This is a genomic window from Allobosea sp. P2_A10, assembly GCF_056405115.1.
The window spans coordinates 185519-211579 of sequence record NZ_JBFUCS010000006.1 but is presented as its reverse complement, the minus strand read 5'-3'; the positions used below and the strand labels follow the sequence as shown (position 1 = coordinate 211579).

Annotated in this window: 21 protein-coding genes and 1 riboswitch; of the genes, 2 read left to right on the top strand and 19 right to left on the bottom strand. The window is 66.7% G+C overall.

Annotation, left to right across the window (positions count from 1 at the left end; all coding sequences use genetic code 11):
- Positions 1-14 precede the first annotated feature (14 nt).
- The 4 genes from AC1DZY_RS11350 to AC1DZY_RS11335 form a co-directional block, all read right to left on the bottom strand.
- Positions 15-1298 carry an NAD(P)/FAD-dependent oxidoreductase gene (locus AC1DZY_RS11350; RefSeq protein ID WP_476820220.1) on the bottom strand — a complete coding sequence of 428 codons (1284 nt, stop codon included), beginning with the start codon at positions 1296-1298 and terminating at the stop codon, positions 15-17.
- 62 nt (positions 1299-1360) lie between these two features.
- The gene (locus AC1DZY_RS11345) at positions 1361-2164 is read right to left on the bottom strand and encodes an NAD-dependent epimerase/dehydratase family protein (protein WP_476820219.1); all 804 of its coding nucleotides are present in this window, start codon (positions 2162-2164) and stop codon (positions 1361-1363) included.
- A 93-nt stretch (positions 2165-2257) separates the two neighbouring features.
- A complete protein-coding gene (locus AC1DZY_RS11340) occupies positions 2258-3973 on the bottom strand; it encodes a hydantoinase B/oxoprolinase family protein (protein WP_476820218.1) in 1716 nt (571 codons plus the stop codon).
- A 3-nt stretch (positions 3974-3976) separates the two neighbouring features.
- Positions 3977-6088, bottom strand: coding sequence for a hydantoinase/oxoprolinase family protein (locus AC1DZY_RS11335; RefSeq protein WP_476820298.1), 2112 nt, complete (start codon positions 6086-6088; stop codon positions 3977-3979).
- Positions 6089-6302: 214 nt separating this feature from the next.
- Between AC1DZY_RS11335 and AC1DZY_RS11330 the strand changes: the two genes are divergently transcribed.
- Entirely contained in the window at positions 6303-7199 is an 897-nt protein-coding gene (locus AC1DZY_RS11330) for a LysR family transcriptional regulator (RefSeq protein WP_476820217.1), read from the top strand.
- Positions 7200-7288: 89 nt separating this feature from the next.
- Here AC1DZY_RS11330 and AC1DZY_RS11325 read toward each other — a convergent pair whose 3' ends face one another.
- The 14 genes from AC1DZY_RS11325 to AC1DZY_RS11260 form a co-directional block, all read right to left on the bottom strand.
- On the bottom strand, positions 7289-8722 hold the full coding sequence (locus AC1DZY_RS11325; protein ID WP_476820216.1) for an ABC transporter ATP-binding protein: 1434 nt from the start codon (positions 8720-8722) through the stop codon (positions 7289-7291).
- On the bottom strand, positions 8719-9555 hold the full coding sequence (locus AC1DZY_RS11320; protein ID WP_476820215.1) for an ABC transporter permease: 837 nt from the start codon (positions 9553-9555) through the stop codon (positions 8719-8721). The genes AC1DZY_RS11325 and AC1DZY_RS11320 overlap by 4 nt, the downstream gene beginning before the upstream one ends.
- Complete coding sequence (locus AC1DZY_RS11315; protein ID WP_476820214.1) at positions 9552-10496, bottom strand: ABC transporter permease; 945 nt, start codon at positions 10494-10496, stop codon at positions 9552-9554. The genes AC1DZY_RS11320 and AC1DZY_RS11315 overlap by 4 nt, the downstream gene beginning before the upstream one ends.
- Complete coding sequence (locus tag AC1DZY_RS11310; protein ID WP_476820213.1) at positions 10493-12031, bottom strand: ABC transporter substrate-binding protein; 1539 nt, start codon at positions 12029-12031, stop codon at positions 10493-10495. Before AC1DZY_RS11310 ends, AC1DZY_RS11315 begins: the two co-directional genes overlap by 4 nt.
- 23 nt (positions 12032-12054) lie before the next feature.
- Positions 12055-12867, bottom strand: a complete 813-nt coding sequence (locus AC1DZY_RS11305) for a class I SAM-dependent methyltransferase (RefSeq protein ID WP_476820212.1) — start codon at positions 12865-12867, stop codon at positions 12055-12057.
- Between the two features lie 127 nt (positions 12868-12994).
- A riboswitch (cobalamin riboswitch) is annotated at positions 12995-13190 on the bottom strand.
- Between the two features lie 283 nt (positions 13191-13473).
- Positions 13474-14490 carry an amino acid ABC transporter substrate-binding protein gene (locus AC1DZY_RS11300; RefSeq protein ID WP_476820211.1) on the bottom strand — a complete coding sequence of 339 codons (1017 nt, stop codon included), beginning with the start codon at positions 14488-14490 and terminating at the stop codon, positions 13474-13476.
- Between the two features lie 95 nt (positions 14491-14585).
- Complete coding sequence (gene metC / locus AC1DZY_RS11295) at positions 14586-15770, bottom strand: cystathionine beta-lyase (protein WP_476820210.1); 1185 nt, start codon at positions 15768-15770, stop codon at positions 14586-14588.
- A gap of 109 nt (positions 15771-15879) precedes the next feature.
- Entirely contained in the window at positions 15880-17031 is a 1152-nt protein-coding gene (locus AC1DZY_RS11290; protein WP_476820209.1) for an amidohydrolase, read from the bottom strand.
- A 39-nt stretch (positions 17032-17070) separates the two neighbouring features.
- Positions 17071-17730, bottom strand: coding sequence for an amino acid ABC transporter permease (locus AC1DZY_RS11285; RefSeq protein ID WP_476820208.1), 660 nt, complete (start codon positions 17728-17730; stop codon positions 17071-17073).
- Positions 17720-18379 (bottom strand): amino acid ABC transporter permease, encoded by a 660-nt coding sequence (locus AC1DZY_RS11280; RefSeq protein ID WP_476820207.1) that lies wholly within the window; start codon positions 18377-18379, stop codon positions 17720-17722. The genes AC1DZY_RS11285 and AC1DZY_RS11280 overlap by 11 nt, the downstream gene beginning before the upstream one ends.
- Before the next feature lie 28 nt (positions 18380-18407).
- Positions 18408-19271: an ectoine/hydroxyectoine ABC transporter substrate-binding protein EhuB gene (gene ehuB, locus AC1DZY_RS11275; protein ID WP_476820206.1), complete on the bottom strand. Its 864-nt coding sequence runs from the start codon at positions 19269-19271 to the stop codon at positions 18408-18410.
- Between the two features lie 151 nt (positions 19272-19422).
- Complete coding sequence (locus AC1DZY_RS11270) at positions 19423-20301, bottom strand: LysR substrate-binding domain-containing protein (RefSeq protein WP_476820205.1); 879 nt, start codon at positions 20299-20301, stop codon at positions 19423-19425.
- 113 nt (positions 20302-20414) lie between these two features.
- Complete coding sequence (locus tag AC1DZY_RS11265; RefSeq protein WP_476820204.1) at positions 20415-21617, bottom strand: ABC transporter substrate-binding protein; 1203 nt, start codon at positions 21615-21617, stop codon at positions 20415-20417.
- A gap of 67 nt (positions 21618-21684) precedes the next feature.
- A complete protein-coding gene (locus tag AC1DZY_RS11260) occupies positions 21685-22620 on the bottom strand; it encodes an alpha/beta fold hydrolase (RefSeq protein WP_476820203.1) in 936 nt (311 codons plus the stop codon).
- 106 nt (positions 22621-22726) lie between these two features.
- Here AC1DZY_RS11260 and AC1DZY_RS11255 point away from each other — a divergent pair, with 106 nt between their 5' ends.
- On the top strand, positions 22727-23239 hold the full coding sequence (locus AC1DZY_RS11255; protein ID WP_476820202.1) for a MarR family winged helix-turn-helix transcriptional regulator: 513 nt from the start codon (positions 22727-22729) through the stop codon (positions 23237-23239).
- Between the two features lie 69 nt (positions 23240-23308).
- Here AC1DZY_RS11255 and AC1DZY_RS11250 read toward each other — a convergent pair whose 3' ends face one another.
- Positions 23309-26059, bottom strand: a complete 2751-nt coding sequence (locus AC1DZY_RS11250; protein WP_476820201.1) for an EAL domain-containing protein — start codon at positions 26057-26059, stop codon at positions 23309-23311.
- Between the last annotated feature and the right edge of the window lie 2 nt (positions 26060-26061).

The window sequence follows — 26061 nt, the reverse complement described above, 5'->3', positions numbered from 1 at the left end:
CGCGACCACGCGTTTCAGGCCGGCGCGACCGGGAGATGCGCAATCTGAGCGCCGACCTCGTAATAGGCTTCCCGCATCGCGCGAAACGCCGGGATGGCGACCTGCGAGACCGGCAGGGGCATGCCCTCGATGTCGACTTCGCCCAGCACCAGTCGCGCGAGTTCCCGACCGAAGACAGTACCTGGCGCGATGCCGCGTCCGTTGTAGCCGTTGAAGCCGAATGCGTTGGGCCCGAAGCTGTGCAGCCTCGGCAAATGATCGGGCGTCATGCCGATCTTGCCGTACCATTCCGTCTCGAGCTCGACCTCGCCGAGCTGCGGAAACAGCTTGCGGATGTGACGCCTGACCCAGGCGCGGTGGACTGCGGTGCCAGTCCCGCGCAGCGCCCCGCAACTGCCGACGATCAGCCGACCCTCGGCATCGAGCCGGAAGCCGCTCAGGATCGTCTTGGTGTCCCAGCCCGCGCCGCCACTCGGCATGATCGTCTTGCGCAGATTATGGCTGAGCGGCTTCGTCGAGACATGGAAATAGGGCAGATGCACCTGCTCCTCGCGGATCGTCGAAGCGACGCCGGTCGAATAGGCGTCCGTCGCCAGGATGAGCCAGTCGGCGCAGATGCTGCCGCCTGCGGTCGTGACCTGCCATTGCTCGCCGGTGCGCTCGAACGACGTGACCGCGCTGCCGGTGTGGATGGTCGCGCCTTCGCTGATGGCAGCGCCCGCCAGTCCGCGCGCATAGGCCAGCGGCTGGATCGTGCCGGCGCGGGGATCGAACAGCGAGCCGGTATAGCCAGTTGCGCCGGTTCGGGCCTGCGTCTCGGCGGCGCTCAGCAGTTCGACTTTGGCGCCGAGCCTGCTCCATTGCACCTGCCGGGCCCGGAGCTGCTTCAGGCCGCTGGCGCCGACGGCGCAGTGATAGGTGCCGCGATGGTCGGCCTGGCAGTTCATCCCATAATGCTCGGTCAATGCGAAGACCTCGCGCGGCGCTTCGCCGAGCAGCCCGATCAAGCGATTGCCATAGACCGGGCCGAGCGTCGCGATCAGGTCGTCAGGCATGACCCAGAGACCGGCATTGACGAAGCCGGAATTGCGGCCGGACGCTCCGAAGCCGATCTCGACGGCTTCGAGCACGACGACGGTCTTGCCGGCTTTCGCAAGGTGAAGTGCGGCGGACATCCCGGTATAGCCCGCGCCGACGATGACGACGTCGGCGGCGCGGTCTTCGGCCAGGGCGGTGGTCGGCGGAGCCGGCGGCGCGGAAAGCTCCCACAGCCCGTGCGACCGCTTGTCGTCCAGCATGAACAGGCTCCGTTTCAATTGATCTTATGGCATGCGCGGCCGGCGAAGCTCAGACCTTCGCTTCAATCATCCGGATGGGCCATCTCGCAGAACTTGCCACCCAGATAGCGCCCTGCCGGAGATTTGGGATCAAGCGCCGGCACAGCCGCCTCGACCCTGGCGCGGAACGGCTCGGATGAGTCCTGCGGGTGGTAGCCGAGATGGTTCGCGCCACTGTTGTCGACCGCCTTCACCGTGTTGTCCGAGGTGCCGAAGCTGATGGTGTAGCCGACGAAAGGAGCCGTCAGCGCGGCTTCGACGAGGCGCACGCAATCGGCGAAGGAGAGATAGGACCAGAGCATCCGCCGGTCGACCGGCTCGGGAAAGGACGAGAAGATGCGCAGGCACGCCGTCTCGATGCCATGCTTGTCCCAGTAGAGTCGGCTCAGGCTTTCGACGAAGGTCTTGCCAACGCCGTAGAGACAGTCGGGCCGGACCGGCGCGTCGACCGAAATCTGCGACCCGATCTCGTGGAAGCCGATTGCATGGACCGATGAGGCGTAGACGACGCGTTTGACGCCGTGTTTCCGGGCGCCTTCATAGATGTGGTAGGAGCCTCGGATGCTGGCGTCGAGGATGGTCTGCCAATGCGTCTCGGTCGGTGCGCCGCCGAAATGGACGATGGCGTCGCAGCCCTCGGTGGCCGCAATCGTCGCCTCCATGTCCGAAAGATCGAAGATCGCATGCTCCTCATGAGCGGCGCGTTCGCCCAGCGGCGCGCGATCGGCGACGCGGATGATCTTCGCCAGCGGCGCGAGGCCGGTGCGAAGCTGCGAGCCGAGACGGCCGGCCGCGCCGGTGATCAGGATACGGTCGTAGAGCGGCATAAAGTCCTCGTCGCGTCATAAGGCTGGCCGCCGCACCGTATCGGCGCGGCGACGAAAGGGATCGTCGTTTCGGTTGCTCTCAGCGGCACGTCGTCATCCGGCAGCAGGCAATTCGCCGCGCTTCAGGCCGGCTTCGACCGCCGCGATCTCGGCATCGCTGACGCCATAAGCCGCCTTTGCCGCGCTGGCCGAGACATAGCCCAGTGCGAGATCACGCAGCACCTGCGCGCGGTCGCGCTCGCCAGCCGGACCGTATCCCGCGCCGCCCGGCAGCGACAGCATGACCTTGCGGCCCTCGGGCACCGCCTGTCGGCCCTTGCCGGCCATCGCCGTGCCGTCGTCGAGGCTAATTTCGGTTGCACCGCCGTCACTGCCCCCGAGCCGTCCGCGCGGCGCATGCTTCACGCGGTCGAACATCGCGGAGATGTCGAAGACATGGCCCTCGACCGCGCCGACCTCCATGAACTGGCCGAGACCGCCGCGAAACCGCCCTGCCCCGCCGGAATCGGGCCGCAGTTCCTTGCGCCAGATGATGATCGGCCCGGCATGCTCAGTCGCCTCGATCGGCATGGTCATGACGCCGGAAGGGAAAGCGGTCGTGTTCATGCCGTCGAGGCTGGGGCGCGCGCCCGAGCCACCACAGTTGAACATCAGCACCTCGGCACGCCGTGCCCCAGCGAGCCGCGCGGCTTCAGAGGCCGGGCGCAGCGACGCCTGGAAGTTGCAGAGCGGGCCCGCGCCCTCGGCCGGCACGGTTGTGGGCAAAAGTTTGTCGAGCGCGTTGTAGACCGTATCGGGGATGAGATGACCGACGACATGACGTAGCGCGACCGGGGCCGGGTGCAGTGCGTTGACGATGGTGTTGTCCGGGGCGGTGATGACGAAGGGCGCCAGCGACGCCGCGTTGTTGGGAATCTCGGGCGCGATCGCACATTTCAGAGCATAGCAGGCATAGGCCTTGGAATAGACCATCGGGCAGTTGATGCCCTTGGGATCGACGCCCGAGGAGCCCGTGAAATCGACGCAGACCTCCTCAGCGCGAATCGTGACCTTGACCCTGAGTCCGATCGGCGTGGCGAAGCCGTCGCTGAGCATCGCGCCCTCGGCCTCGCCCGGCGTCAGAGCCGCTATCTTCTCCAGCGTTGCCCGGCGCGAATTCTCGAGGATGAAATCACCGACCTCTTCCAGCCCGTCGAGCGAGAATTCGTCGAGCATGCCGATCAGCCGGCGATGCCCGACATCGTTGCAGGTCGCGAGCGCGAAGATGTCGCCGACAACCTGGTCGGGCTCGCGGATATTGCCGCGCACCAGCCTGACGAAAGGCTGATCGACCTTGCCCCGGTCCGCGAACTTCATGATCGGGATATAGAGGCCTTCCTCGTAGACCGAGTTGGCGTCCGCCCCGAAGCCACGTCCGCCGATATCGACGACATGGGCCGTGCAGGCGAAGAAGCCGACATGCCGGCCGTTGTGGAAGGACGGCGTCACCACCGTGATGTCGTGCAGATGGCCCGTGCCCATCCAGGGGTCGTTGGTGATGTAGATGTCGCCTTCGAGGATGTTGTCTGGCCCGATTTCGCGGATGAAATGCGCGACCGCGTCGGCCATGGCGTTGACGTGGCCGGGCGTGCCGGTGACGGCCTGCGCCAGCATCAGCCCTGACTGGTTGTAGACGCCTGCCGAAAGATCGCCGGCCTCGCGCACCGAGGTCGAGAACGCCGTGCGGATCAGGGCCTGCGCCTGCTCCTCGACGATCGAGATCAGGCGGTTCCACATCACCTGCAGCGAAACGGTGGACAGCTGTGTCATGGCTCAGGCCTCCGCCATCTCGGCCAGGCGCGCCTGTGCTGGCTTGGCGCCATGCTTGAAGATCTCGATGCAGCCATCGCTGCGGCAGGTCGCCGACGAGCCGGCCGGCACGATGATCGTGGTTTCGTCCTCGACGATGACGCAGGGACCCGCCACGACCCGGCCGACGCCGATATCCGCGCGCTGGAACAGGCCGGCGGTGACCCGCATCCCGAGCGCGGGATCGAAGATGTCGCGATGCGCATCGGTCGTCCGCGGGGTCAGCGCGCCCAGCGGCGCGGCCCTTGTGGGTGCCGCCTTCGCCGTGCTCGCATTCACCGCCCAGACAGTGATCTCGATATCCAGCCCCTGCACGGTGCGGGAGAACAGCTTGGCGTATTCAGCCTCGAACAGCGCGCGATAAGCTTCGATCGTCGGCTCGGCATGGCTCACGTCGATCGGGATTTCCCAGCCCTGGCCGACATAGCGCATATAGACCCTGGTCTCGACGCCAAGCGAGGCCTGCGCGTCGCAGGAGCGCACGAAGCTCGTGGCCTCGCTTTCGAGCTCGGCCAGCAGGCCACGCACCGTCGCGGCGTCGAAATCCTTCAGCCGCATATAGACGCTGCGGGTCGCCTCGAATGAGAACGGCGCGCGCAGAAAACCGATAGCAGAGCCGACGCCGGCGCCGGGCGGCACCAGCATGCGTTCGATGCCGAGTTTTTCGCAGAGCCGCCCGGCATGGAGCGGAGCCGCGCCGCCAAACGCGATCATGGTGTAGCCGGATAAATCCTCGCCGTTCTCCACCGCGTGGACGCGGGCTGCATTGGCCATGTTCTCGTCGACGACCTCGACGATGCCGAAGGCCGCGGTCTCGTCGCTCATCCCGAGCTTGTCGCCGATCGACGCCTTCACGGCCCCGCGCGAGGCGACGACGTCCAATACCATGCTGCCCCCGGCGAAACTGGCAGGGTCGAGCTTGCCGAGCAGCAGGTCGGCGTCAGTTACGGCTGGCCGCGCGCCGCCGCGTCCGTAACAGGCCGGGCCGGGCTCGGAACCGGCGCTCTCGGGTCCGACCCTGATCTGGCGCATCGAATCGACCTGGGCTAGCGAGCCGCCGCCCGCACCGATCTCGACCATGTCGATGACCGGGATCGAGATCGGCATGCCCGAGCCCTTCTTGAAGCGGTAGCTGCGCGCCACCTCGAAAACCCGACTCGTCTTTGGCGTCTGGTTCTTGATCAGGCAGATCTTGGCTGTCGTCCCGCCCATGTCGAAGGAGAGCACCTTGTCGAGGCCGAAGCGCGCCGCGACGTCGGCGGCGTAGATCGCACCGCCCGCCGGTCCCGATTCCACCAAACGAACCGGAAACTCCGCCGCGCCCTCGAGCGACATGATGCCGCCGCCCGAATGCATCAGGAAGATCGGGCAATCGGCGCCTTCGTCGCTCAGTTTCGCGGCGAGGCTGGCGAGATAGCGCTTCATCATCGGCTTGACGTAGGCGTTCGCCACCACCGTGTTGAAGCGCTCATATTCGCGCATCTGCGGCGAGACCTCCGACGAGATCGAGACCGCGAGACCGGGTATCTTCTCCAGCAGCACCTCGCGGACGAGCCGTTCATGCCTCGGGTCGAGATAGGAATGGATCAGCCCGACCGCGACGCTCTCATAGCCTGCTTCCGCGACCTTCTCCGCCAGCACCACGACATCCTCGCGGACCAGCGGGATCAGCGTCTTGCCGCTGGCTCCGATGCGCTCGCGCAGCGTGTAGCGCCGGTTGCGCGGCAGAAGCGGCAAAGGCAGCGTCAGGTTGAGGTCGTACTGCTCGAACCGGCTTTCGGTGCGCATCTCGATCACGTCACGAAAACCTTCCGTCGTGATCAGCGCGGTCCTGGCGCCACGGCGTTCGATCAGTGCGTTGGTCGCGAGCGTCGTGCCGTGGATGATCCGCCCGATCGCGGCCGGCGAGAYGCCCGCCTTGGCGCAGACGCGGTGCATGCCCTCGATGATGGCGCGCTCTGGCGCATCATAGGTGGTCAGCACCTTGGCGGAGAAACTCCCGCCGCCGATCTCCAGCACGACATCCGTGAAGGTGCCGCCGATATCGGCGCCGAGATTGCCTTTGGATGACGCAATGCCGCTCACGAAACTCTGCCTTTTCGATATCCCGCAACGACGCGGCCGACGCTTTGCGCCCTTCCGACCATGCAAAAGGATGGCCGCAATCGAGGATCACGTCTAATTATTTGATTGTCTTCATAAGATAGAAAATATCTATCCTACCATTGAAGCTTGCGTCCTCGCCGGACCGGCGATTGCGGAGCGACCGACAGGCCTGCGGGAGATCGCCTTGCAGATCACGCTGAAGCAGATCGAAACCTTTGTCTGGCTGGCTTCGCTGAGGAACTTTCGCCGCGTCGCGGAACAGATGAGCACGACGCAGCCGAATATTTCAGCGCGCATAGCGGCGCTTGAGGCCGTCCTGAACCTGCGCCTGTTCGAGCGCGATGCCGGGTCCGTCGTGCTCACCGAACAGGGCAAGACGGTGCTCCCGCTCGCCGCACGAGCGCTCGAGGCGGTCGAGGCCCTGCTTCAGGCCGGCGACGCCACGGCGCGCCAGTCTATCCTCAGGCTCGGCGTCGCCGAGACCGTGGCGCAGACCTGGCTGCATCGCTTCCTGCGCGAGATGGCGCGGCGCTTTCCGCAGGTCGTGGTCGAACTCAGCGTCGATCTGACCTTCAACCTCCAGCGCAATCTGCTCGACCGCACGCTCGACGTGGCCTTTCTCAACGGCCCGGTCTCGGATCTCTCGGTCGCCAATCTTCCGCTTGGAACGGTGTCGCTGCTCTGGGTCGCCGCGCCCCGCTTCGCGGCTGCCCTGCCCGACCCCGCCAGCGCCGACGATCTGGCACGCTTCCCGATCCTGACCCATGCGAAGAATACGCGGCCCTATGCCGAGGTCGTCGATTACTTCAAGCGTAACAGCCGCCTCAGCCGTCCGGTTTCGTCGAGCAATCTCGCAGCGTGCCTCAACATGGCGCTGGACGGGCTGGGGATCGCAACCCTCCCGTCCCCGCTGGTCCAGCGCTTCCTCGATTCCGGCGAGCTCGTCGCCCTCAATTGCGACTGGATCCCAAACCCGATGAATTTCACGGCGTCCTATGTGACGATGCCGGTCCGCCCGATCGTCGAGGCGGCCGCCCTGCTGGCCGTCGAGGTCGCGGACTGGGAACCGAACGCTGCCTGAGCGCCGAGAGCGAAAAAATACCCTGCAATAGCGGCGTTTTGAATGATTTTCACATGAAGGTCGTCGCCAGCCGCGATCGTCTGCGGTGCTCACAGGGGCGGGTCGAACCCGATCACTTCGTCGGCGGTGGCGGCCAGCAAAGCGCGGTCATGGCTGACCAGCACCAGACCGAGCCGCTCGCTGGCGACGATTTCGCGCAGCAAGTGAATCGTCTCGCGCTGGACCAGCGGATCGAGCCGCGAGGTCGGCTCGTCGGCGACGATCAGCGCCGGCTTCATCAGGAGGATTCGCGCCAGCGCGAGGCGCTGCGCTTCGCCGCCGGAGATTTCCGCGGGCAGCCGCGACAAAAGTTTCTCGTCCAGCCTCAGGCGCGCGAGCAGCGGCGGCAGGTCCCGGCCGAGCACGAGCGCGGGCACGACCTCCGCCAGATCGGCGAATTGGCGCGCGAGCGGGCGGCCCGGCAGGAACATGCTGGCGGGATCCTGGTGGAGCTTCTGGTAGCGACGCCTGAGCCGTCCCGCGCCGGCCCGGTCGCGATAAGGATTCACTCCCTGCCAGGAGACGCTGCCGACTGTGGGCGGCAGCAGGCCGAGCAGCACGTTGCCGAGCGTGGTCTTGCCGCAGCCGCTGGGGCCGGTCACGCCGAGAACGCTGCCGGGCGGGAGGTGGATGTCGATATCGGAAAACAGCGCCGGCCGGTTGCGAAACCCGAAGCGCAGGCCCTTGGCCTCCAGCACCGGCGGGTCCACGTCGCAACAGCGCAGGGACGAGCGCCAACCAGCCGGGTCGGCGTCGAGCCAGGCGCGGGTATAGGGATGGCGCGGCGCGGCGAAGACCTCCGCGCCTGGTCCGCGCTCGACGACGCCGCCGTCGCGCAGGACCGCGACCGTGCCGCCAAGCGCGCGCGCCAGCGCGATGTCGTGGGTGATGACCAGCAGGCTGCGCCCTGCCGAAAGCAGCGAGACGAGCAGCGCGGTCGTCTGGCCGAGCCTGGCGGCATCCAGCCCCTTGGTCGGCTCGTCGGCAATCAGGAGCGGCGCGCGGCCGACCAGCGCCGACGCCACGAGCACGCGCTGCGCCATCCCGCCCGAGAGCATCGCCGGATAGATCAGCGCGACATCGGCGGGAAGATCGACCGCCGACAGCGCGGACGCAACCGGCATGCCCGCCGCGCGGCCGTCTCCGCCGAGCTGGCGGCCGATCCGCATCGTCGGGTCGAGCGCCGCGCGCGGCTCCTGCGGCAGCAGCATGGTCTCGCGCGACCAGAACAGGCGCAGCAGCCCAGGCTGGCTGGCGTCGACCGGATCATGGCCGTTGATCGCGATCGTGCCCTGCGCCGTGAAGCCGGGCGGCAGCAACCCCATCACCGCCTGTGCGATCAGGCTTTTGCCGCTGCCGGTCTCGCCGATCAGCACGAGCGCGTTGCCGACCGCCACCTCCAGGTCGAGGTCGGCGACCAGCGCGACGCCGGTCCGGTCGCGGATGGTCAGGCCGGAGATCGCCAGCGCCGCTGCGGCCGTCATGTCCCCTCCGCCACAGCCGCACCTTCCGACAGCGCCTGGCCGAGTAGCGTCGCACCCAGTACGGATATGAAGATCGCCAGACAGGGCGCCGCCATCTGCACCGGCGCCTCCGCGATATAAGGCAGCGTCTCGCTGATCATCGCGCCCCATTCCGGCGTCGGCGGCTGCAGGCCGAGCCCAAGAAACCCGAGTGCCGAGATCGACATGATCGCCGCGCCGAGCCCGAGCGTCGCCAATGTCGTGATCTGGCGCATCACCGCCGGCATGACATGCCGCATCAGGATGGTGCTGGCGGGAAAGCCTGCGAGATGGGCCGCCTCGACATGGGGCTGGGCCAGTTCGCCGATCGCGATGGCCCGCGCCATCCGGGCAAATTGCGGCCAGAGCGCCAGCTTGATGCCGATCAACATGGGCAGGATGCCGCCACCGAGAAAGCCGGAGATCAGCAGCGCCAGCAGGATGCCGGGAAAGGCCAGCATCAGATCGGCCAGCCGCATGATCGCGCTGTCGGCCCAGCGCCCGGCATAGGCGGCAACGAGGCCAAGCGTAAGGCCGGTCCCGGTGGCGACCACGACACAGGCGATGGCGATACCAAGCGAGCGCGCGCCGCCATGGACGAGCCTCGCCGCAACGTCGCGGCCGAGATGGTCGGTGCCCAGGAGATGCTCGCGGCCAGGCCCGTCCAGCGTTCGCAGCAGATCCTGCGCCGTCGGATCCTGCCCGAGCAGGAGCGGGCCAAGCAGCACAAGCGCGGCGACGCTGCCGAGCAGCGAGAGCGGCACAACCAGATGCGGCGACGGCAGATGGCGCGGGCGGCCGAGAGCAAGGCTCATGCGGCGCGCCGTGCAAGATGGGTCGGGTCGAGCCCGAGGCAGGCGAGATCGGCCAGCAGATTGACCGCCGCATACATCAGTCCGACCACGAGCCCCGTGCCCATGATCATGGGCACGTCGCGCGCGATCAGCGCCTTGACCAGGATTTCGCCGAGGCCTGGGTAATTGAACAGGGTCTCGACCACGACGAAGCCGTCGACGACATAGGCGAATTGCAGCGCGGCGAAAGTCGCGACCGGGATCGCGGCGTTGCGCACGCCGTGATGCAGGAAGGCCTGCGCGGCGGACCGTCCCCTGATCCGGGCAAATGTCATGTAGAAGGCGCTTTGGACCTCGACGACCGCGTTGCGGATGATCCTGACTGAGAAGGCGGCCAGGCCCAACGCCAATGTCAGCGCCGGCAGGACCATGTGCGAGGCCGTGCGGAAGCCGGCCGGCGGCAGCCAGCGCAGGCTGAGCGCGAAGATCGAGATCAGACCGATGCCGACGAGGAAGCTCGGCATCGATGCGAGCGCGACGGCGGCCGCATTGGTCGCGCGGTCGAGCCGGCCGCCGGGGCTGACGCCGCAGGCAATGCCGAGCGGCAGGGCGATCAGATAGGACAAAAGCCAGCCGAGCGCGCCCAAACCCAGCGTGAAGCGGCCGTGATAGGCGATCTCCTGCCAGACCGGCTTGCGCGAGACCAGCGAATGGCCGAGATCGCCGGTCGCGAGGCGCGCCATCCAGGCGCCGTATTGCGTGAGCAGCGGCCGGTCCAGCCCCTCCTCGCGCCGGATGCGATCGATCGTCTCGGCCGTGATCCGCTCCTCGCCGACGCGCGCCGAGGCGATGCGCAGCGCCGTGTCGCCCGGCAGCGCATGGACGAAGGCGAAGCACAGGCTCGCCAGCAGCCAGGCGGTCAGAGCCGCCTGCGCCAGACGCGGGCCGAGGAGCGCGATCACTTGAAGGCCATCCGCTCGACCAGATAGCGCATCTCGTAGGGATCGATCGTGACGCCGCGCAGCCGGCCGGAGACGGCGACGGTGTGCTCGGTCCAGGACACCGGCACGACCGGCATCTGGTCATGCAGCAGGTGTACGATCTCACCGCGCAACTGGTCCTTCCGGGCGTCGTCGAAGCTCGCGATATAGGCATCCGTCAGCGTCTTCATCCGGTCGCGGCCGTCCCAGCGCACGACGGCCCAGGTCGAACGCTCACGGGTGAAGTCGGGGATGATCGTCGCGATCGGCTCGGGCACGTTGACATAGGTGCGCGAGACCAGCGTCATCTGCATGGTGCCGTCCTTGATCGCGGCCGGCACGCTGTTGCCGGGGCCGACCTCGATCGTGACGTCGATCCCGATCAGGCGCAGCTGCGCCTGGATTGCCGCGGCCATGACCGGCAACTCCGGCCGGTTGGCCAGCGTCAGAAGCTTGGCGGCGAGCCGGACGCCGTCCTTTGTGCGGATTCCGTCCGCCCCGGGTTGCCAGCCGGCCTCGTCGAGAAGCTTGCGGGCGGCGGGCACATCATGACTGAGCGCCGGCAGGTCGCGGCGGTGCCAGCCCGAGAGGATCGGCGGCAGGAGCTGCGAGGCGCTCGATTCGGGATGGCGCAGGATCGCCCTGGCGATGCCGTCGCGGTCGACGGCAAAAGCGATAGCGCGGCGGACCCGGACATCGGCGAATTGCGGCAGGCCCGTATCGAAGAACAGCGCGCGGATGCGGGGGATGGTGACGCTCTCGACCTTCATCTGGCCGGCCGCATTGATGCGCGGCGTCGCGGTCGGCGCCAGCGTGTAGACGAGGTCGGCGTCCCCCGCGATCGCGATGTTGGCGCGGGTGTCGCCGTTGACCACCGCTGTATAGCGCACCTTGGCGATGGCGGGCCTGGCGCGGGCGTAGCCCTCGAAGCGCTCCAGATCGAGCGTCGTCTTGCCGTCGACCGAAACCAGCCGATAGGGGCCGGTCGCGACGATCTTCACGACCTTGCCGTCCGGGGCGTAAGCCGATGGGGCAAGCACGATCGAGGCGTAGTCGCAGAGAAAGGCCGGCAGCGCGCCGAACGGGGTCTTGGTCCTGATCAGCACGTCGGCCCCGTCGACCGCGACGGAGTCGAGCGGCACGGATGCCATGCTCTCGCCGATGAAAGCCTGCTTCAGGCTGGCGGCCACGGCGTGGGCCGTCACCGGCGTCCCGTCATGGAAGGTCGCCCCGCCGCGCAGCCTGAAGCGCCAGGTCAGCTTGTCGTCCGACAGGCTCCAGCCCTCGGCGACGCCGCCGACGAGCTGACCCTCCGGCTCGACCTGAACCAGCGTCTCGGCCACGCCCATGCGGGCCAGAACGAAGCCAGTGTCGGCGGGATCGTTCGAGGTGTATTCCCAGGGCGCGACGACGCGCAGGACCGGCTCGCCCTGCTGGGCGCTGGCCGGCATGGCGGCGAGCGGCAGAAGGCAGGCGCCGGCAAGGAAGAGACGGCGCGAAAGAGCCCAGGGCATCATGACATTATCTCCGGTTGAAGCGATCAGAGCGGCTTGCGAGCCGAAAGGATGAAGGTGTGGTCGTGGGCCGCGAACAGCCGCAGCCGCTCGCTCCACGAGGCCGATGCGAACTGGCGGCGCTTGATCCCGGTCAGTGGGCCGGTCTGCAAGCGCTCGAAGCCGATGCTGTGGACCATCGCCGCCAGCGCAGGCACGCTCAGCCCGTCACGAAAGAAGACGCCGCGCATGATGCGCCGGTGCGTATCCTCGTCCCAAGGCACGGCGGCGCCCGTCAGCCGGTCGAGCCATTTCGACAGTCGCTGCAGCAGCACCGCCCTGCGCGAGCGATTGACCCAGTCGCCGTCGACGATGACGAGCGCGCCGCCGGGTTTCAGCACGCGCAGCCAGTCCGCCAGAGCGCGCTCAGGATCGACCAGCGTCCAGACGAGATGGCGGCAGACGACCACGTCGTATCGGCCGTCGGGCATCATGGTGTTTTCGGCGTCGCCGAGATGGAAGCGCACGCGGGCGCCTGCATGCTTGGCCCTGGCGCGGGCGATCATCGGCTCGCAGAGATCGATCGCATCGACGCTGGAACCGAAGCCCAGCAGCACGCGCGTGATCTCGCCGGTGCCCGAGGCGAGCTCCAGCACGCGGTCGCTAGCCGAGATCACGGCATGCCCGGCAATCAGCCGCGACCAGGCGTCGAGCTCGGCCAGCGTCCTGATCCTGTGGCCATATGAAAGATCGAAGGTTTCGGCGCGTTTGGACCAATAGGCGCGGATTTCGTCCTTGAGATCGAAATTCGCACCCGGGCGCGGCGACGCCTCCGACGCTAACGATGCAGCATTCGACATCCGTCACCGGCCTCCCGCGGACGGGTGGCGGCCGGTGCCTTGGCGCCGTTCGGTTCTTGGTGCGCGTGAGACCCGCGCAGGAGAGCGACCGTCATCAGAGCTCCTTCCGGGGCACCCCGCCCGGTTGATATGCTTCACGACGTCGGCAGGTCTCCTGGCTCGCGGGTCGAGGCTTCGTTCGGCCTTCCCGGGCGAACCCAGTGGCTTGATCGAACGTCGCTCGCCGCTAACAGTTGCGGGGGCAGCTCCGGATTCACGCTTCTGCAAGCGTTCACCGGATTCCCTTTTGATCCCTCTCGGGAACCGACCCCTCAAAGGGAGCATGTCCGCAACGGCAGCGCAATATGGAATCTTGCGAGATGCGGATGGCCGGCGATGCGGCGGCACTCAGCCGGAGCGTGGCGGTCGGTATGGCGCAGGCAGGGAGACATTGGACATCCGGATCGTGGGCGGCAGATAATTTGTTACAGTATAACGTAACACTATTGTCAACCGACGATTCGGCTCGCTCTGCTGGAAGGCTCCCCATAAATGCAGGATGCCACGCACGCCGATACGGAAGCCGGCTTACAGCTCCCGCATCGGCGACATCTCATCCGCGGCATCTCATCTAAACGGCGGGCTGTATTGCAGGCCGCCATTGGTCCAGAGCGCATTGGGGCCGCGCGACAACTTGAGACGCGACTGCGCGCCCAGATAGCGCTCGAAGGACTCGCCGTAATTGCCGACCGTGGCGACGACCCGCACGACCCAGTCGTTGCTGACGCCCATCGCCTCGCCGAACTTGCCGTCCTGCCCGAGGAAGCGGCGGATTTCGGGATTGGTCGATTTGACCATCTCGCGGACATTGGCCTGCGTGACGCCCAGTTCCTCGGCATTGATAAGCGCCAGCACCGTCCAGCGAACCAGATTGAACCAGCCCTCGTCGCCGGTGCGGACCCAGGGGCCGAGCGGCTCCTTGGAGATCACCTCCGGCAGGATGATGTGGGCCTCGGGGTCCTGGAGCTTCAACTTCACCGCCGACAGGGCCGAGATGTCGGTGGTGTAGGCGTCGCAGCGCCCGGACTCATAGGCCTTGAGCGCCTCCTCGGAGGTTCCAAACGCGGCGACCTCGTATTTCATCTTCTGGCGGCGGTAGAAATCGGCGAGGTTGAGTTCGCTGGTCGTGCCCTGCGCGACGCAGACCGAGGCGCCGTCGAGCCTGGTCGCGCTGGCGACGCCGAGCTTCCTCGCCACCATGAAGCCCTGGCCGTCATAGTAGTTGACGGCGGTGAAGGTGACGCCCTGTCCGAGATTGCGCGACAGCGTCCAGGTGGTGGTGCGCGGCAGCACATCGATCTCACCACCCTGCAAGGCGATCAGCCGGTCCTTCGAGGTCAACGGCACGAATTTGGCCTTGTCCTGATCGTCGAAGATGGCGACCGCCAAGGCCCGGCAGATGTCGATGTCGAAGCCGTTCCAGCGGCCGACCGCATCCTGGATCGAGAAGCCTGCCACGCCCGGGCTGGTGCCGCAGATGACGTGGCCGCGTTCCCTGATCTTGGCGAGCGTGCCGCTGGTCTGAGCCGCTGCCGGGGCGGCTATCGTTGTCAGCGCGGCGAGTGCAAGAATCCATCGTTTCATCGTGGTCCCCTTTTCTGTTTTGGGTGTCGTCAGGCAAAGCTCTCCCATCGCGGCGGGCTGCCCCGTCGCGTCGGTCTCGTTTCGGTCCCGTTGTCTCAGGCGATCTTGGCGACCGGCCTCTGTTCAAGCGCGATCAGCAATCCATCGAGATCGTTCCAGAGGTCATCGACGTCCTCCAGCCCGATGCTGATGCGCAGCACCGTGCCCTTGTGCGCCCAGGGATTGACCGTGCGGTCGCCCTCGACAGCCATCGGCGCGATCAGGCTGCGCGTACCGCCCCAGGAGGCTCCGATCGCGAAGATCCTGAGCGCCGTCAGCGCGGCTTCGAGCGTCTCCTCGGCGACCGGCTTCAGCACGACGCTGAACACGGCCGACGAGCGGCCCATGTCGCGCTTCCAGAATTCATGGCCGGGGCAGGACGGCAGCGCCGGATGCAGCACGGTCTCGACCGCCGGCGAGTGCGTCAGGCGTTTGGCGAAGTCCTCGGAGATCTTGCCCATATGGGCGATGCGCAGGCCCATCGTCTCGATGCCGCGCAAGGCAAGCTGGCACTCGTCGGGCGAGACGCCGACGCCGAAGCCGCGCAGGATCTCCTTGAGCTTCTGGCGCAGACCCATGTCAGCGACCGTAATCGAGCCGAGCAGCAGGTCGGAATGGCCGCCGACATATTTGGTCAGGGCCTCGCAGGCGAAATCGGCGCCATGGGCCAGCGGCTTGAAGATCAGCGGCGTCGCCCAGGTGTTGTCGCAGCCGACGAGCACGCCCTTGGCCTTGGCGGCCTTCACGATCGCCGGCACGTCCTGCACCTCCATGGTGCCGGAACCGGGCGACTCGACCCAGACCAGCTTCGTCGCGTCGTCGATGAGGTCGGCGATGCCGGCCCCTATCAGCGGATCATAGACGCCGTAGGCGATGCCGCGCGGTTCGAGATAGTCGGCGCAGAAGCTGCGGACCGGCGGGTAGACATGGTCGGGGATCAAGACCTTATCGCCCGGCATCAGCACCGAAAGCATCACGATCGTCACGGCGGCCTGGCCCGAGGGCACGAGCACGGTGCGGACGCCGCCATGCAGCGCGGTAAGCTGCGCCTCCAGCGTCCGCGTCGTCGGCGTGCCGTGCAGGCCATAAGTGTAGCCGTCGAAGCCGCGGTATTTTCGCGCCGCGAAGCTTGCAGCGTCCTTGTAGACGATGGTCGAGGCGCGATGGGTCGGGACGGCCAGGCTGGCATAGCCATCCTCGTTGACGGCCGGGTGATGAACGCAGCGGGTGAGGTCGTGCATGGAGACATCCCTTTCGTGGGACCAGGCGCATTGGCGAAACATGGCGTAAGCGTTTGACGAAAGACGGCAATCAGGCTGATGGCATCGGGCGATGCCTTCCGGTTATGGCTCAGGCGGCATCGGAGAGGGCGAGCCGGGCGACCTCGCTCATCCAGCCGACGGCGACCGGCAGGATCGCGTCGTTGAAGTCGTAGCGCGCGTTGTGAAGTTCGCCCTCGGGAGCGGCGGGGCCATTGCCGATCCAGACATAGGCGCCGGGGCGCTCCCTGATCAGGAAGGAGAAATCGTCGCCCGTGGTGCTTGGCCGGACATCGCGCCGGACAGGCGCGCCGACGGCCTGCCCGGCTTTCACGGAAAGGGCCGCCTCCGCAGCCGAATTGATGATCGGGCGGCCGGTCGAGAGGATCTCGACATCCGCGCGCATGCCGTAGGCTTCGCAGGTTCCGGCGATCAGGCTTTCCATGCGCCTGATCACGGCCTCGCGAACCTCCGGGCGATAGGTCCGCAGCGTGCCGACGAGCGTGACGCTTTCGGGAATCTGGTTGCTGACGACGCCGCCCTGGATCTGGCCGATCGAGAGCACGACGGCATCGACCGGATCGACATTGCGCGCGACGATCGTCTGCAACCCCATGATCAGATTGGCGGCGGCCACGATCGGATCGCGCGTCAGATGCGGGATCGCGGCATGGCCGGCGAGGCCGTGCAAGGTCACGGTCCAGCGGCCGCCCGCCGCCATCACCGGCCCGTCATGGACCGCAACCGTGCCGGCTTCGATGCCCGGCCAGTTATGGAAGGCGAAAATCCGCTCCATCGGGAAGCGCTCGAAGAGCCCGTCGGCGATCATCGCCTTCGCGCCGGCGCCGTTTTCCTCCGCCGGCTGGAAGACGAACTGGATCTGCCCCTTCCAGCTCTCGTCGCGCGTCAGCAGCTCGGCCGCCCCCAGCAGCGCGACCGTGTGCCCGTCATGCCCGCAGGCATGCATGACGCCGGGCCGGATCGAGGCATAACCGACATCATTGGCTTCGTTGATCGGGAGCGCATCCATGTCCGCCCGCAGGCCGACCGTCCGGCTGGAGCCCGGCCGCGACAGCGTCGCCACGATGCCGGCGCCACCGACGCCCGCCACGAACGGAATGCCCAGCGCGGCGAGCTTCTCCTGCACGAAGGCCGCCGTGCCGGTCTCGTGCCCGGACAATTCCGGATGCGCATGAAGGTGGCGACGCCACTGCGTCAGTTTCGCGATCAGATCGGCGTCCATGGTAGGTCTCGTTTTGGGCGAATGGCAGGAGTGTCGAGGCTAGCGTTGCGCCGAAAGCGCGAGACGGACTTCGAGCCGGCGGATGAGCCAGGAGAAGGCGACCGCGATCGACAGGAAGATCGCGCCGACGACAGCCATGGGCTCGGCGTAGCGGAATGTGTCGGAGGCGATGTCGAGCGCCGAGCCGAAGGATTCAGGCACCGCGATCACAGCCAGATAGGGCGTCGACTTGAAGATCGAGATGAAATAGCTGCCCATCGGCGCCGCGATGTTGCGCAGCATCTGCGGCGCGACGACAAGCGCTACCGTCTGGAGCCGTCCCAGCCCTAGCGCCTTGGCGGCCTCGAACTGCCCGCGCGCGATACCGTCGATGCCGGCCTTGAAGACCTCGGCGAGGTAGCCGCAATAGTAGATGCTGAGCGCCGCAACTCCGACGACGAGAGCGGGCAGTTTGATGCCGTAGACCGGCAGCACATAGTACAGAAAATAGAGCTGCACGAGTACAGGCGTCGAGCGGATGAAGTCGATGACGAAGCGCATCGCGTAGCGCATCGGCACGCTGGAGCGCCGGGTGATCTCCAGCGCGAAGCCGAGCAGCGCCGCAAACAGGCAGGACAGCAGCGTCACGGACAGCGTCGTGCCAAGCGATTTCCCGATCGGCTGAAGCAGCGATAGCGCAAAGCCCGCGTCAAACGTCATGGACCAGCTTCCGTCCGGCGCCGACCTTGCGTTCCAGCCAGCGCCCGACCACCGTCGCCGGGTAGCAGATGACGAAATAGGCCACGAGCAGGCCGGTGTAGACCTTCACGGGGTCGTAGTTGAGCTGGGCGATCTCCTTGGCGCGGAAGGTCATGTCGCTGAGCGTGATGAGCGAAACCAGCGCGGTGCCCTTCACCAGCTGGATGAACTGGTTGATGAAGGTCGGCATCATCGCAAGCAGCGCCTGCGGCAGCTCGATCAGGACGAGGATCTGCGCGCGTCGCAGACCAAGCGAGCGCCCGGCCTCGGCCTGTCCGCGATCGAGCGCCTGCAGGGCCGCGCGCACCGCCTGGCTGCCATAGGCGCCGATGTTGAGCCCGAGCACCATCGCGCCGACCGTCAGCCCCGACAGCCGCAGGCCGAAGCCCGGCAGCGTGTAGTAGAAAGCGTAGAGCAGGATGATGACCGGCGAGGAGCGCCAGAATTCGATGATCGCGGTGATCGCGGCATGGACCCATCCGCGGGCGCTGTACTGGGTGACGCCGGCGAGGAAGGCGAAAGGCACGGCATAGAGCATGCCCAGCACCGTCACCGCGGCGGTGATGCGGAAGCCCTCGAAGATGCCCGACAGCACCTCGGCGAAACTCATCGTCGGGTTCTCCGGGCGGGGCCGCTGCTCAGCTCTTTGGCGCGCAGAGTTGCGCCGTCGAGGCCTGCGGCGGCATCTCGGCTTCGGTGAAGCCGTATTTCGTCATGATCGTCCTCATCGTGCCGTCAGCCTTCAGTTTGGCGAGTTGGCTATTATAGGCGTCGCGCAGTGCCTGGTCCTTGGGCGCGAAGACGACGGCGGTCGCCATCATGTATTCCTGTCCGCCGGGCTTGACGTAGCCCTTGAAGGGCAGCGCGCGCTCGATCCCGTTCATGCCGGGCCCCTCCATCAGGCCCGCCACGCTCGGCGCCGAGAGGGTCGCGGCGTCGACGCGTCCCGCCAGCATGGCGCTCACCACTGCCTCGTTGTTGGGGAAGAGCAGGAGCCGGTCCTCCGGCACGCCGGCGGCGAGCGCGCTCTTGGCGTTCTCCGTGCCGCGCCCGCCGCCGAGCTTCACGGCCGGGTTCCTGACGATGTCCTCATAGCTGTGCAGCTTGTGCGGGTTGCCCTTGACCACGAGCAACCCGTCGCCGGCCGACAGGTCGGGCTCGCCGAACAGGACCTGCTGGCAGCGCGCCGGTGTGATCGCGACGCCAGACGCAATGATGTCGAAACGATCGGCGAGCAGGCCGGGGATCAGCGCGCCGAAATCGGCCACCGTGAACTCGATCTTCTTGACGCCGAGCGGCGCCAATGCCGCCCGCACGAGATCGGGATGATAGCCGACGACCTCTCCGGCTTTGTCGCGCCAGCCCCAGGGCGCGCGGTTGTGAATTCCAATGGTGATGGTCTTGCCGGAGAGGTCGAGCTTCGGCTGCGCGAGTGACGGAGTAGCGGCGAGGGCCGCGACCATGGAGATGGCGAGGACGGCAAGGCGGCGTGTGACGGTCATGGTCGATCCCCTTTGGCTCGGGCGAGCGACCATGGCTTGACACCAGTGATCGCTCGTCACGCACGACCAAAGGCTATTGTCGATAGCGCAACGCACAATCAGGCTTTGGTGATCGTTCCATGCCCAGAGGTTATGGTCTGGCGCAGGAAGCTCAACGCTCCGCCATCAGACAGTCGATGAAATCGCGCACGAGCTGCGATTTCGGCCGGTCAGAGGGCAATAGCAGGACGCTTTTGCTGTGAACTGCCGGCTCGAACGGCCGAAGAACGATCCTGGAGAGGTCGAACCCGGAAATCGCATAAGGGCTAATCAAACCTACCCCCACGCCCTCCGCAACGAGCGCGAACACCGTGGCGGCATAGATCGTCTCGACGACGACCTGCGGCGGCACAGCGCCCGCCTCGGAGATGATGAGGTCGAGGCGCTTTTTCGCGCGGTCCTCGGGCACGTAGGCGACGAAGTCCACACCGGAAAGATCATGCGGCGTGATGATCTCCCGCTCCGCCAGAGGATGTCCGATCGGAATGGCACAGGAGGCGCGGGGCGACACGAAGGGCTGGTGGACGAGCCCACTGAGATCGACCTCGTCGGCGGCCAGCCCAAGGTCGAACTCGCCGGCCGCCACACCGTCGCGCACATCGCGGGAGGGCAGCACCATCAGCGTTACCGCCGTGTCGGGCCGTTTGTCGCGAAACCGCCGGACCGCCTTCGGCACCAGCGACGAGCCCAGGGCGGAGAGCGAGCCGACCCTGATCTGGCCGGTGCCATGGTCACGGATGCGCGCGGCCGTGGCGCGCAGCGTGTCCATGCCGCGAAAGCTCGCCTCGACCTGAGCATAGAAGATCCGGCCCTCGGGCGTCGGGATGATGCGGTTGCGGACCCGGTCGAACAGCGAGAAGCCGAGCGAACGCTCGAGATCGGCAATCATGCGGCTGACGCCGGGCTGGGTGACGCCGAGCAGTTCGGCGGCCCGCGAGACGGTGCCGGACTTCATCACCGCCGCGAAGATTTCGATCTGCCGGTTGTTCAATGCGCCCCGCTCCGGCCCTGATCGGCATTCCGGCGGAATCGTACTGCCGGAACGCCGACGCTAGCCCGCCCGGATCGGCTGCGAAACCGGCTTTCGGCTGCGCGCGACCTGTTTCAGGGTTTGGCGGCCGCGCATTTCGTTTCGGATAGCGGCCAGACGGTCTCCTCCGGCGCGATCTTGCGGACGATCTCGAAATAGTCCCAGGGGCCTTTGGACTCCGCCGGCTTCTTGACGCGGGCGAGATACATCTCGCGCAGCACGCGACCATCGGCCCGGATTTTCGCATCCTTCGTGAAGGCGTCGTTGATCGGCATCGACTTCATCGCCGCGGCGACCTTGTCGGAATCGTCGGTGCCGGCCTGCTGCACAGCCTTGAGATAGTGCAGCACCGCGCCGTAGACGCCGGCATGCAGCATCGAGGGCATCATGCCGGCCCGCTCCATGAACTGCTTCGACCAGGCGCGGGAGGGCTCGTCGAGATCCCAGTAGGACGCCGTCGTCAGATAGGTGCCCTGCGTCGCCTTGAGACCGAGGCTGTGGACGTCCTGGAGAAAGAAGATCAGCGCCGCCAGGCTCTGGCCCTGCTCGACGAGGCCGAACTCGCCGGCCTGCTTGATCGCGTTGACGGTGTCGTTTCCGGCGTTGGCGATGCCGATGACCTTGGCGCCGGAGGCCTGCGCGCGCAGCAGGAAGGACGAGAAGTCGGGATTGTTGAGCGGGTGCCGGACCGCGCCGACGACCTTGCCGCCATTGGCCTCGACCACGTCCGTGGCGTCCTTCTGCAACTGATGGCCGAAGGCATAGTCGGAGGCGAGTATGAACCACGACGTGCCGCCGGCCTTGACTACGGCCGAGGCCGTGCCGTGCGAGACAGCGTAAGTGTCATAGGTCCAGTGGAAGCCGTAGGGCGAGCACTGCTCGTTGGTCAGCGCCGTCGTGCCGGCGCCGGAATACATCACGATCTTCTTCTTGTCGCGCGCCAGCGCCTGCACGGCCAGCGCCACCGCCGAGTTGGGGATGTCGACCAGCGCATCGACCTTGTCGACGTCCATCCACTGTCGCGCGATCGTGGTGCCGAGATCGGCCTTGTGCTGGTGGTCGGCGAAGATGACCTGCACCGGCTTGCCCAGCACCGTGCCGCCGAACTCCTTGACCGCGAGTTCGGCGGCGATGACCGAGCCTTTGCCGGTGATGTCGGCGGTGACGCCGGCCATATCCGTCAGCACGCCGATCCTGACGACATCGTCGCTGATCTGGGCCCGCAGGGGCGTCGAGGCGAGCGCGAGCAACGCGCTGCAAAAGGCGATGGCTTTCATGATAAGGTCCCTCCCTTGGGAATATGTCGCGCCGCTTGCCCGCGGCTTCGACCGGTTTCGGCTCTGCCTAAAGTCCCTTGCTCCGCAGCCACGCCAGCAGCAGCGCGGCGATCTCATCGCTGTTGTTCTCGATCATCGGCATGTGCCCGTTGCCGGCGATGCCGCGATCAGGCAGCCAGACGAATTCCGCGCCGAGATAGCGGGCAGTCGCCTCGTCGATCTCGCGCGGATGACGCGGGTCGTGGTCGCCGGTGACGACCACGATGGGGAGATGCGCCAGCGCGGCGGGGTTCCCGATCCGCAGACCACGGCCACCGATGTTGAAACGCTCGTTGAAGAGCCTCGCGCTCTCCGGCACGATGCCGAGCGCATAGGCGTCGAGGCTGTCCTTCGGAAAGCGCGGCGCATTCGCCCAGAAGTCGCGGATGAAATCGCGGCCGACGGTGACCGGGCGATCCTCGGGCAGGCAGACCGGGCAGCCGAGACTGACATCGTGGCTGAGTTTCGCGACCTCGGCGGGGTCTTCCGGCAGCACCGGGAGAATGTTTGCCGGCGCGCCGGGAGCAATGCCGATGATGGCGGCGATCGCAGCCGGGGCCTGTTCGGCGATCCACCAAGCCATTGGACCGCTGGCCGAGTGCACCAGCAGGATCGCAGGACCGACGCTCTCCACCAGCACGCGCAGCGCCTGCGCGATCTCCAGCGTCGGCAGCACGGGAAGATCATCGCAGGCCGGCGAGCGGCCATGGCCGGGCCAGTCGACGACGAAGACGTCATGCCCTGCTTGCGCGAAGCGGCCGGCCCAGCCCTGGCGTCCGTCGGGCGTCGCGAGATAACAGGTCCCGGTATGGCAGCCGCCATGGACCATCACGACGGGAATCCGTGCGGCCGCCTGACCGGCGGCGGCGATCCGCTCGACATGGATCGGCCGTTTGGCGGTGCCGGAAAAGAAGCCGCGACCGGCCGCGTCCGGTCGGCGCGCTGTCTGCGCGACATCCTGCATCGACATCCTCCCGCAGCATGGCTTCATGGCCATGTCCTGTCATTGCCGGTGATGCTAGGAGTGTCCGATCCAAGCCGCAAGAGAAAAGTCTTATATGAGACCAATTTTGAAACCCGGGAATGCGGAACTCCCCCGGGAACCGGACGGCGAAACGGGTCTGCGCGCGATCCTGAGCGGCACGGAAATCCCGACCGCCTACAAGATCGGCTACATCCTGAATTTCTACCGGGAGCCTTCGTTTCGTGCGATCGAGACCGAGTTCGGGCTGACCCGGCCCGAAATCGTGATCCTGCTCGCGCTGCATTTTCGCGACGGCATCACGGCGAGCGAGTTCTGCGAATTCTCCGGCCATCTCAAGGCTGGCGTCAGCCGGGCCGTCATCGCGCTGGAACGCAAGGGTCTGATCCGCCGCCAGACCGATGCGAGCGACAACCGCCGGCAATTGCTGTTCCTGACGGAGGCCGGGCGCGAGCTCTATGGACGCTATGTTCCAGCGCTGAAGGCTCGCGAACAGGCCATGCTCGCCTGCCTGTCGGCAACCGAACGCAGGCAGTTCGACCGGCTGCTCGACAAGCTCGCCGCCCACGTCCCGCAATGGGGCCATCTATCGGAGCTTTGATCGCAGGCACGTTCGGCAGAACGGCGACGGCGAGAGTGGAAACCTGCCCCCGACTGCAGCCGGGCGCCGTTAGGCGACCAGCCGCACCTCGTTGCGCAGAAACTTCGCTTCGAACTGCTTGGCCGGGATCGGCCGGCTGATCAGGTAGCCCTGCCCTTCGCCGCAGCCCATTTCACGCAGCAGGCCGGCGGTCGCGTCGGTCTCTATGCCCTCGGCGATGACCGAGAGGCCGAGCGCCTGACCGAGATTGATCGTCGCGGCGACGATGGCTGCGTCCTGCGAGCCGGCCTCCAGCCGCTTCACGAAAGACTGGTCGATCTTGATCTTGTCGAGCGGAAAGGTCTTGAGGTAGGTCAGGCTGCCATAGCCGGTGCCGAAATCGTCGAAGGCGATTTTCACTCCGAGCGCGCGCAACTCCGACAGCACGCTCAACGTCTTGTCGCTGTTGTCGAGGATGATGTCCTCGGTGACCTCGAGTTCGAGCAGCTCCGGCCGCAGTTCGGTCTCGGCCAACAGCCTCGCGACATCGGCGACAAGGTCTCCGCTGGCGAATTGCGACTGCGACATGTTCACGCCGACGCGGACATTGTAGCCGCGCCGTTGCCAGGCTCCCGCCCGCCGGCAGGCCGTCTCGAGAACCCAGGCGCTGACCTCTTCCGACAGTGAGGTCGTGTTGACGACCGGCATGAACTCGCCGGGCGAGACATAGCCGCGCTCGCGATGGCGCCAGCGGATCAGCGCCTCCGCACCGACCACCGCGCCGGTGCGCAGGTCGATCTGTGGCTGGTAGAACAGCTCGAACTCGTTGCAGGCCAAAGCAGTACGGAGTTCCGTCTCCAGAGCCTCGCGCTGCTCGATCGCGCCGCGCATCGCAGGATCGTAGGAGACGAGGCCGGCGCTCTCCCGCGACCGGGCGGCGGCGAGCGCAAAGCGGGCGTTGCCGACCAGCATCTCGGCATGGCCCGCATCGCGCGCCGATGCGAGACCGACCGCCACGGCGACACGCAGATGGCGCTCGCCGACGAGCACGGAGCGGGCCAGGAAATCCGCAGTGATGCGCGCGCCCAGTTCGGGACCGGTTGCATCTTCGCCAGTCAGCACGATGGCGAATTCATCGCTGCCGAGACGCGCGATCAGGCTCGGCTGTGCGACGAACGTCCTGAGCCGGTCGGCGACGGCGACGACCAGCGCATCGCCGAAGGAATGGCCGTGGAGGTTGTTGACCTGCTGGAACCGGTTCACGCCGACCAGCATCAGCGTGATCGCCTCGGCCGGCTGCCGCGTCATCGCCGCCTCCAGATGGGTGATCAGGCTGTTGCGGTTGGGCAGGCCGGTCACGACGTCGCATTCGGCGAGGTAGCGAATATGCTGCTGCTGGCGCCGGCGTTGCGAAATGTCGCGCAGCACCACGCCATACTGGACGCCGGTCACGGTTTCCCAGCAGGACAGGCTGCATTCGAGATCGAAACGATCGCCCGAACGCCGCAAGCCGACGAGTTCGATCACAGTCCCGCCGCGCTGCTGCAGGCGGGCGAGCGGCACCGAGGTCAGGACGAATGCCGGCTCTCCTGAACTTGCCTCGCCTGGACTGCCAAGGCCTTGCGCCAGCAGGAACTCGAAGGGCTGCCCGAGCGCCGCCTGCTCGGTATGGCCGAAAATCGAGCTCGCGCCGGGGTTCCACAGCGTGATCCGGCCGCGCTGGTCGACGCAGATCAGCCCATCGCTCAGGGACATGGCGATGCGCTCGAAGCGCCGCTCGGCATTCAGCCGAAGGAGGCCGCGCAGGTCGATCTCGTCGATCGCGGCCACGACCGCATAGGCCAGCGCACCGGCGAGGATCAGAGAGGTGTCGATTGCGATCGGGTAATGGGCCTGAACGACGAAGGCTACGCCCTCCGCGCCGAGCGCAAGAACTCCAAGGGCCAGCACGCGCCGGCCGGAGCGGGCACGTCGCCAGGCAAACGCCATCGCCAGCATCAACGCTACAACGCCGGCAAGCGAAAAGACGCCTGATGTCACCGTCAATGCGCGCCCTTGCGCGATCGACTCTGCCGCCAGAACCTGCACCAGCGAGCCTGGGATGATCGCGCCATTTGGCACGGTAAAGCGGTCGCCCAATTCGGCAGCCGTACCGGAGATGACGACCTTTCGGCCTCGCAGCGCGGCGAGAGCTGCCGGAGCCTCGCTCAAGACGTCGACATAGGAAACGGTTGGTACGGAGGCTGCTTCGATACCGAAATCGATACGGAACGGAGGCGCGCTCTGATCGTGCCTGCCGGCGAGCATACCCCCGACCGAGGCGATGAATTCGCCGTCGATCCTGGCGCCGTGATTGAAACCGCGGATGACGCCGTCCCGATCGGGCAAGACATTGACGAGGGCAAGCCATGCGTGTTGCGCAAGCAGTGGGACAGGCCGATTGACGTGCAGTGTCTTGCCGTCGCCGCGATCGGCAACGCGCTGGCGAAATGCGGGCAGAACCACCGATCCACCGGCAGCCTGCAGCGCATCCGCAAAGGCAGCGTCCTCGTCGGAGGTCGAGGGCGTGCTGAAATCGACGTCGAACACCACGTCGGTTGCGCCGGCCTTCTCCAGCCTTTGCAGCAACTGACCATGCATGCTGCGCGGCCATGGCCAGTGCCCAACCGCATCGATCGAACGCGGATCGATCTCGACCAGCACGATATTGCCGGAGGCCGGCCGCGTCAGCCATTTGAACCGCGCGTCCAGCAAGGACTCGCGCAACGAAGCGTGCAGGCCCGACAGGACGAGCACCGACAGCAGCAGCGCAACCAGCAGATGGGGACGGCAGTGCTTCACGG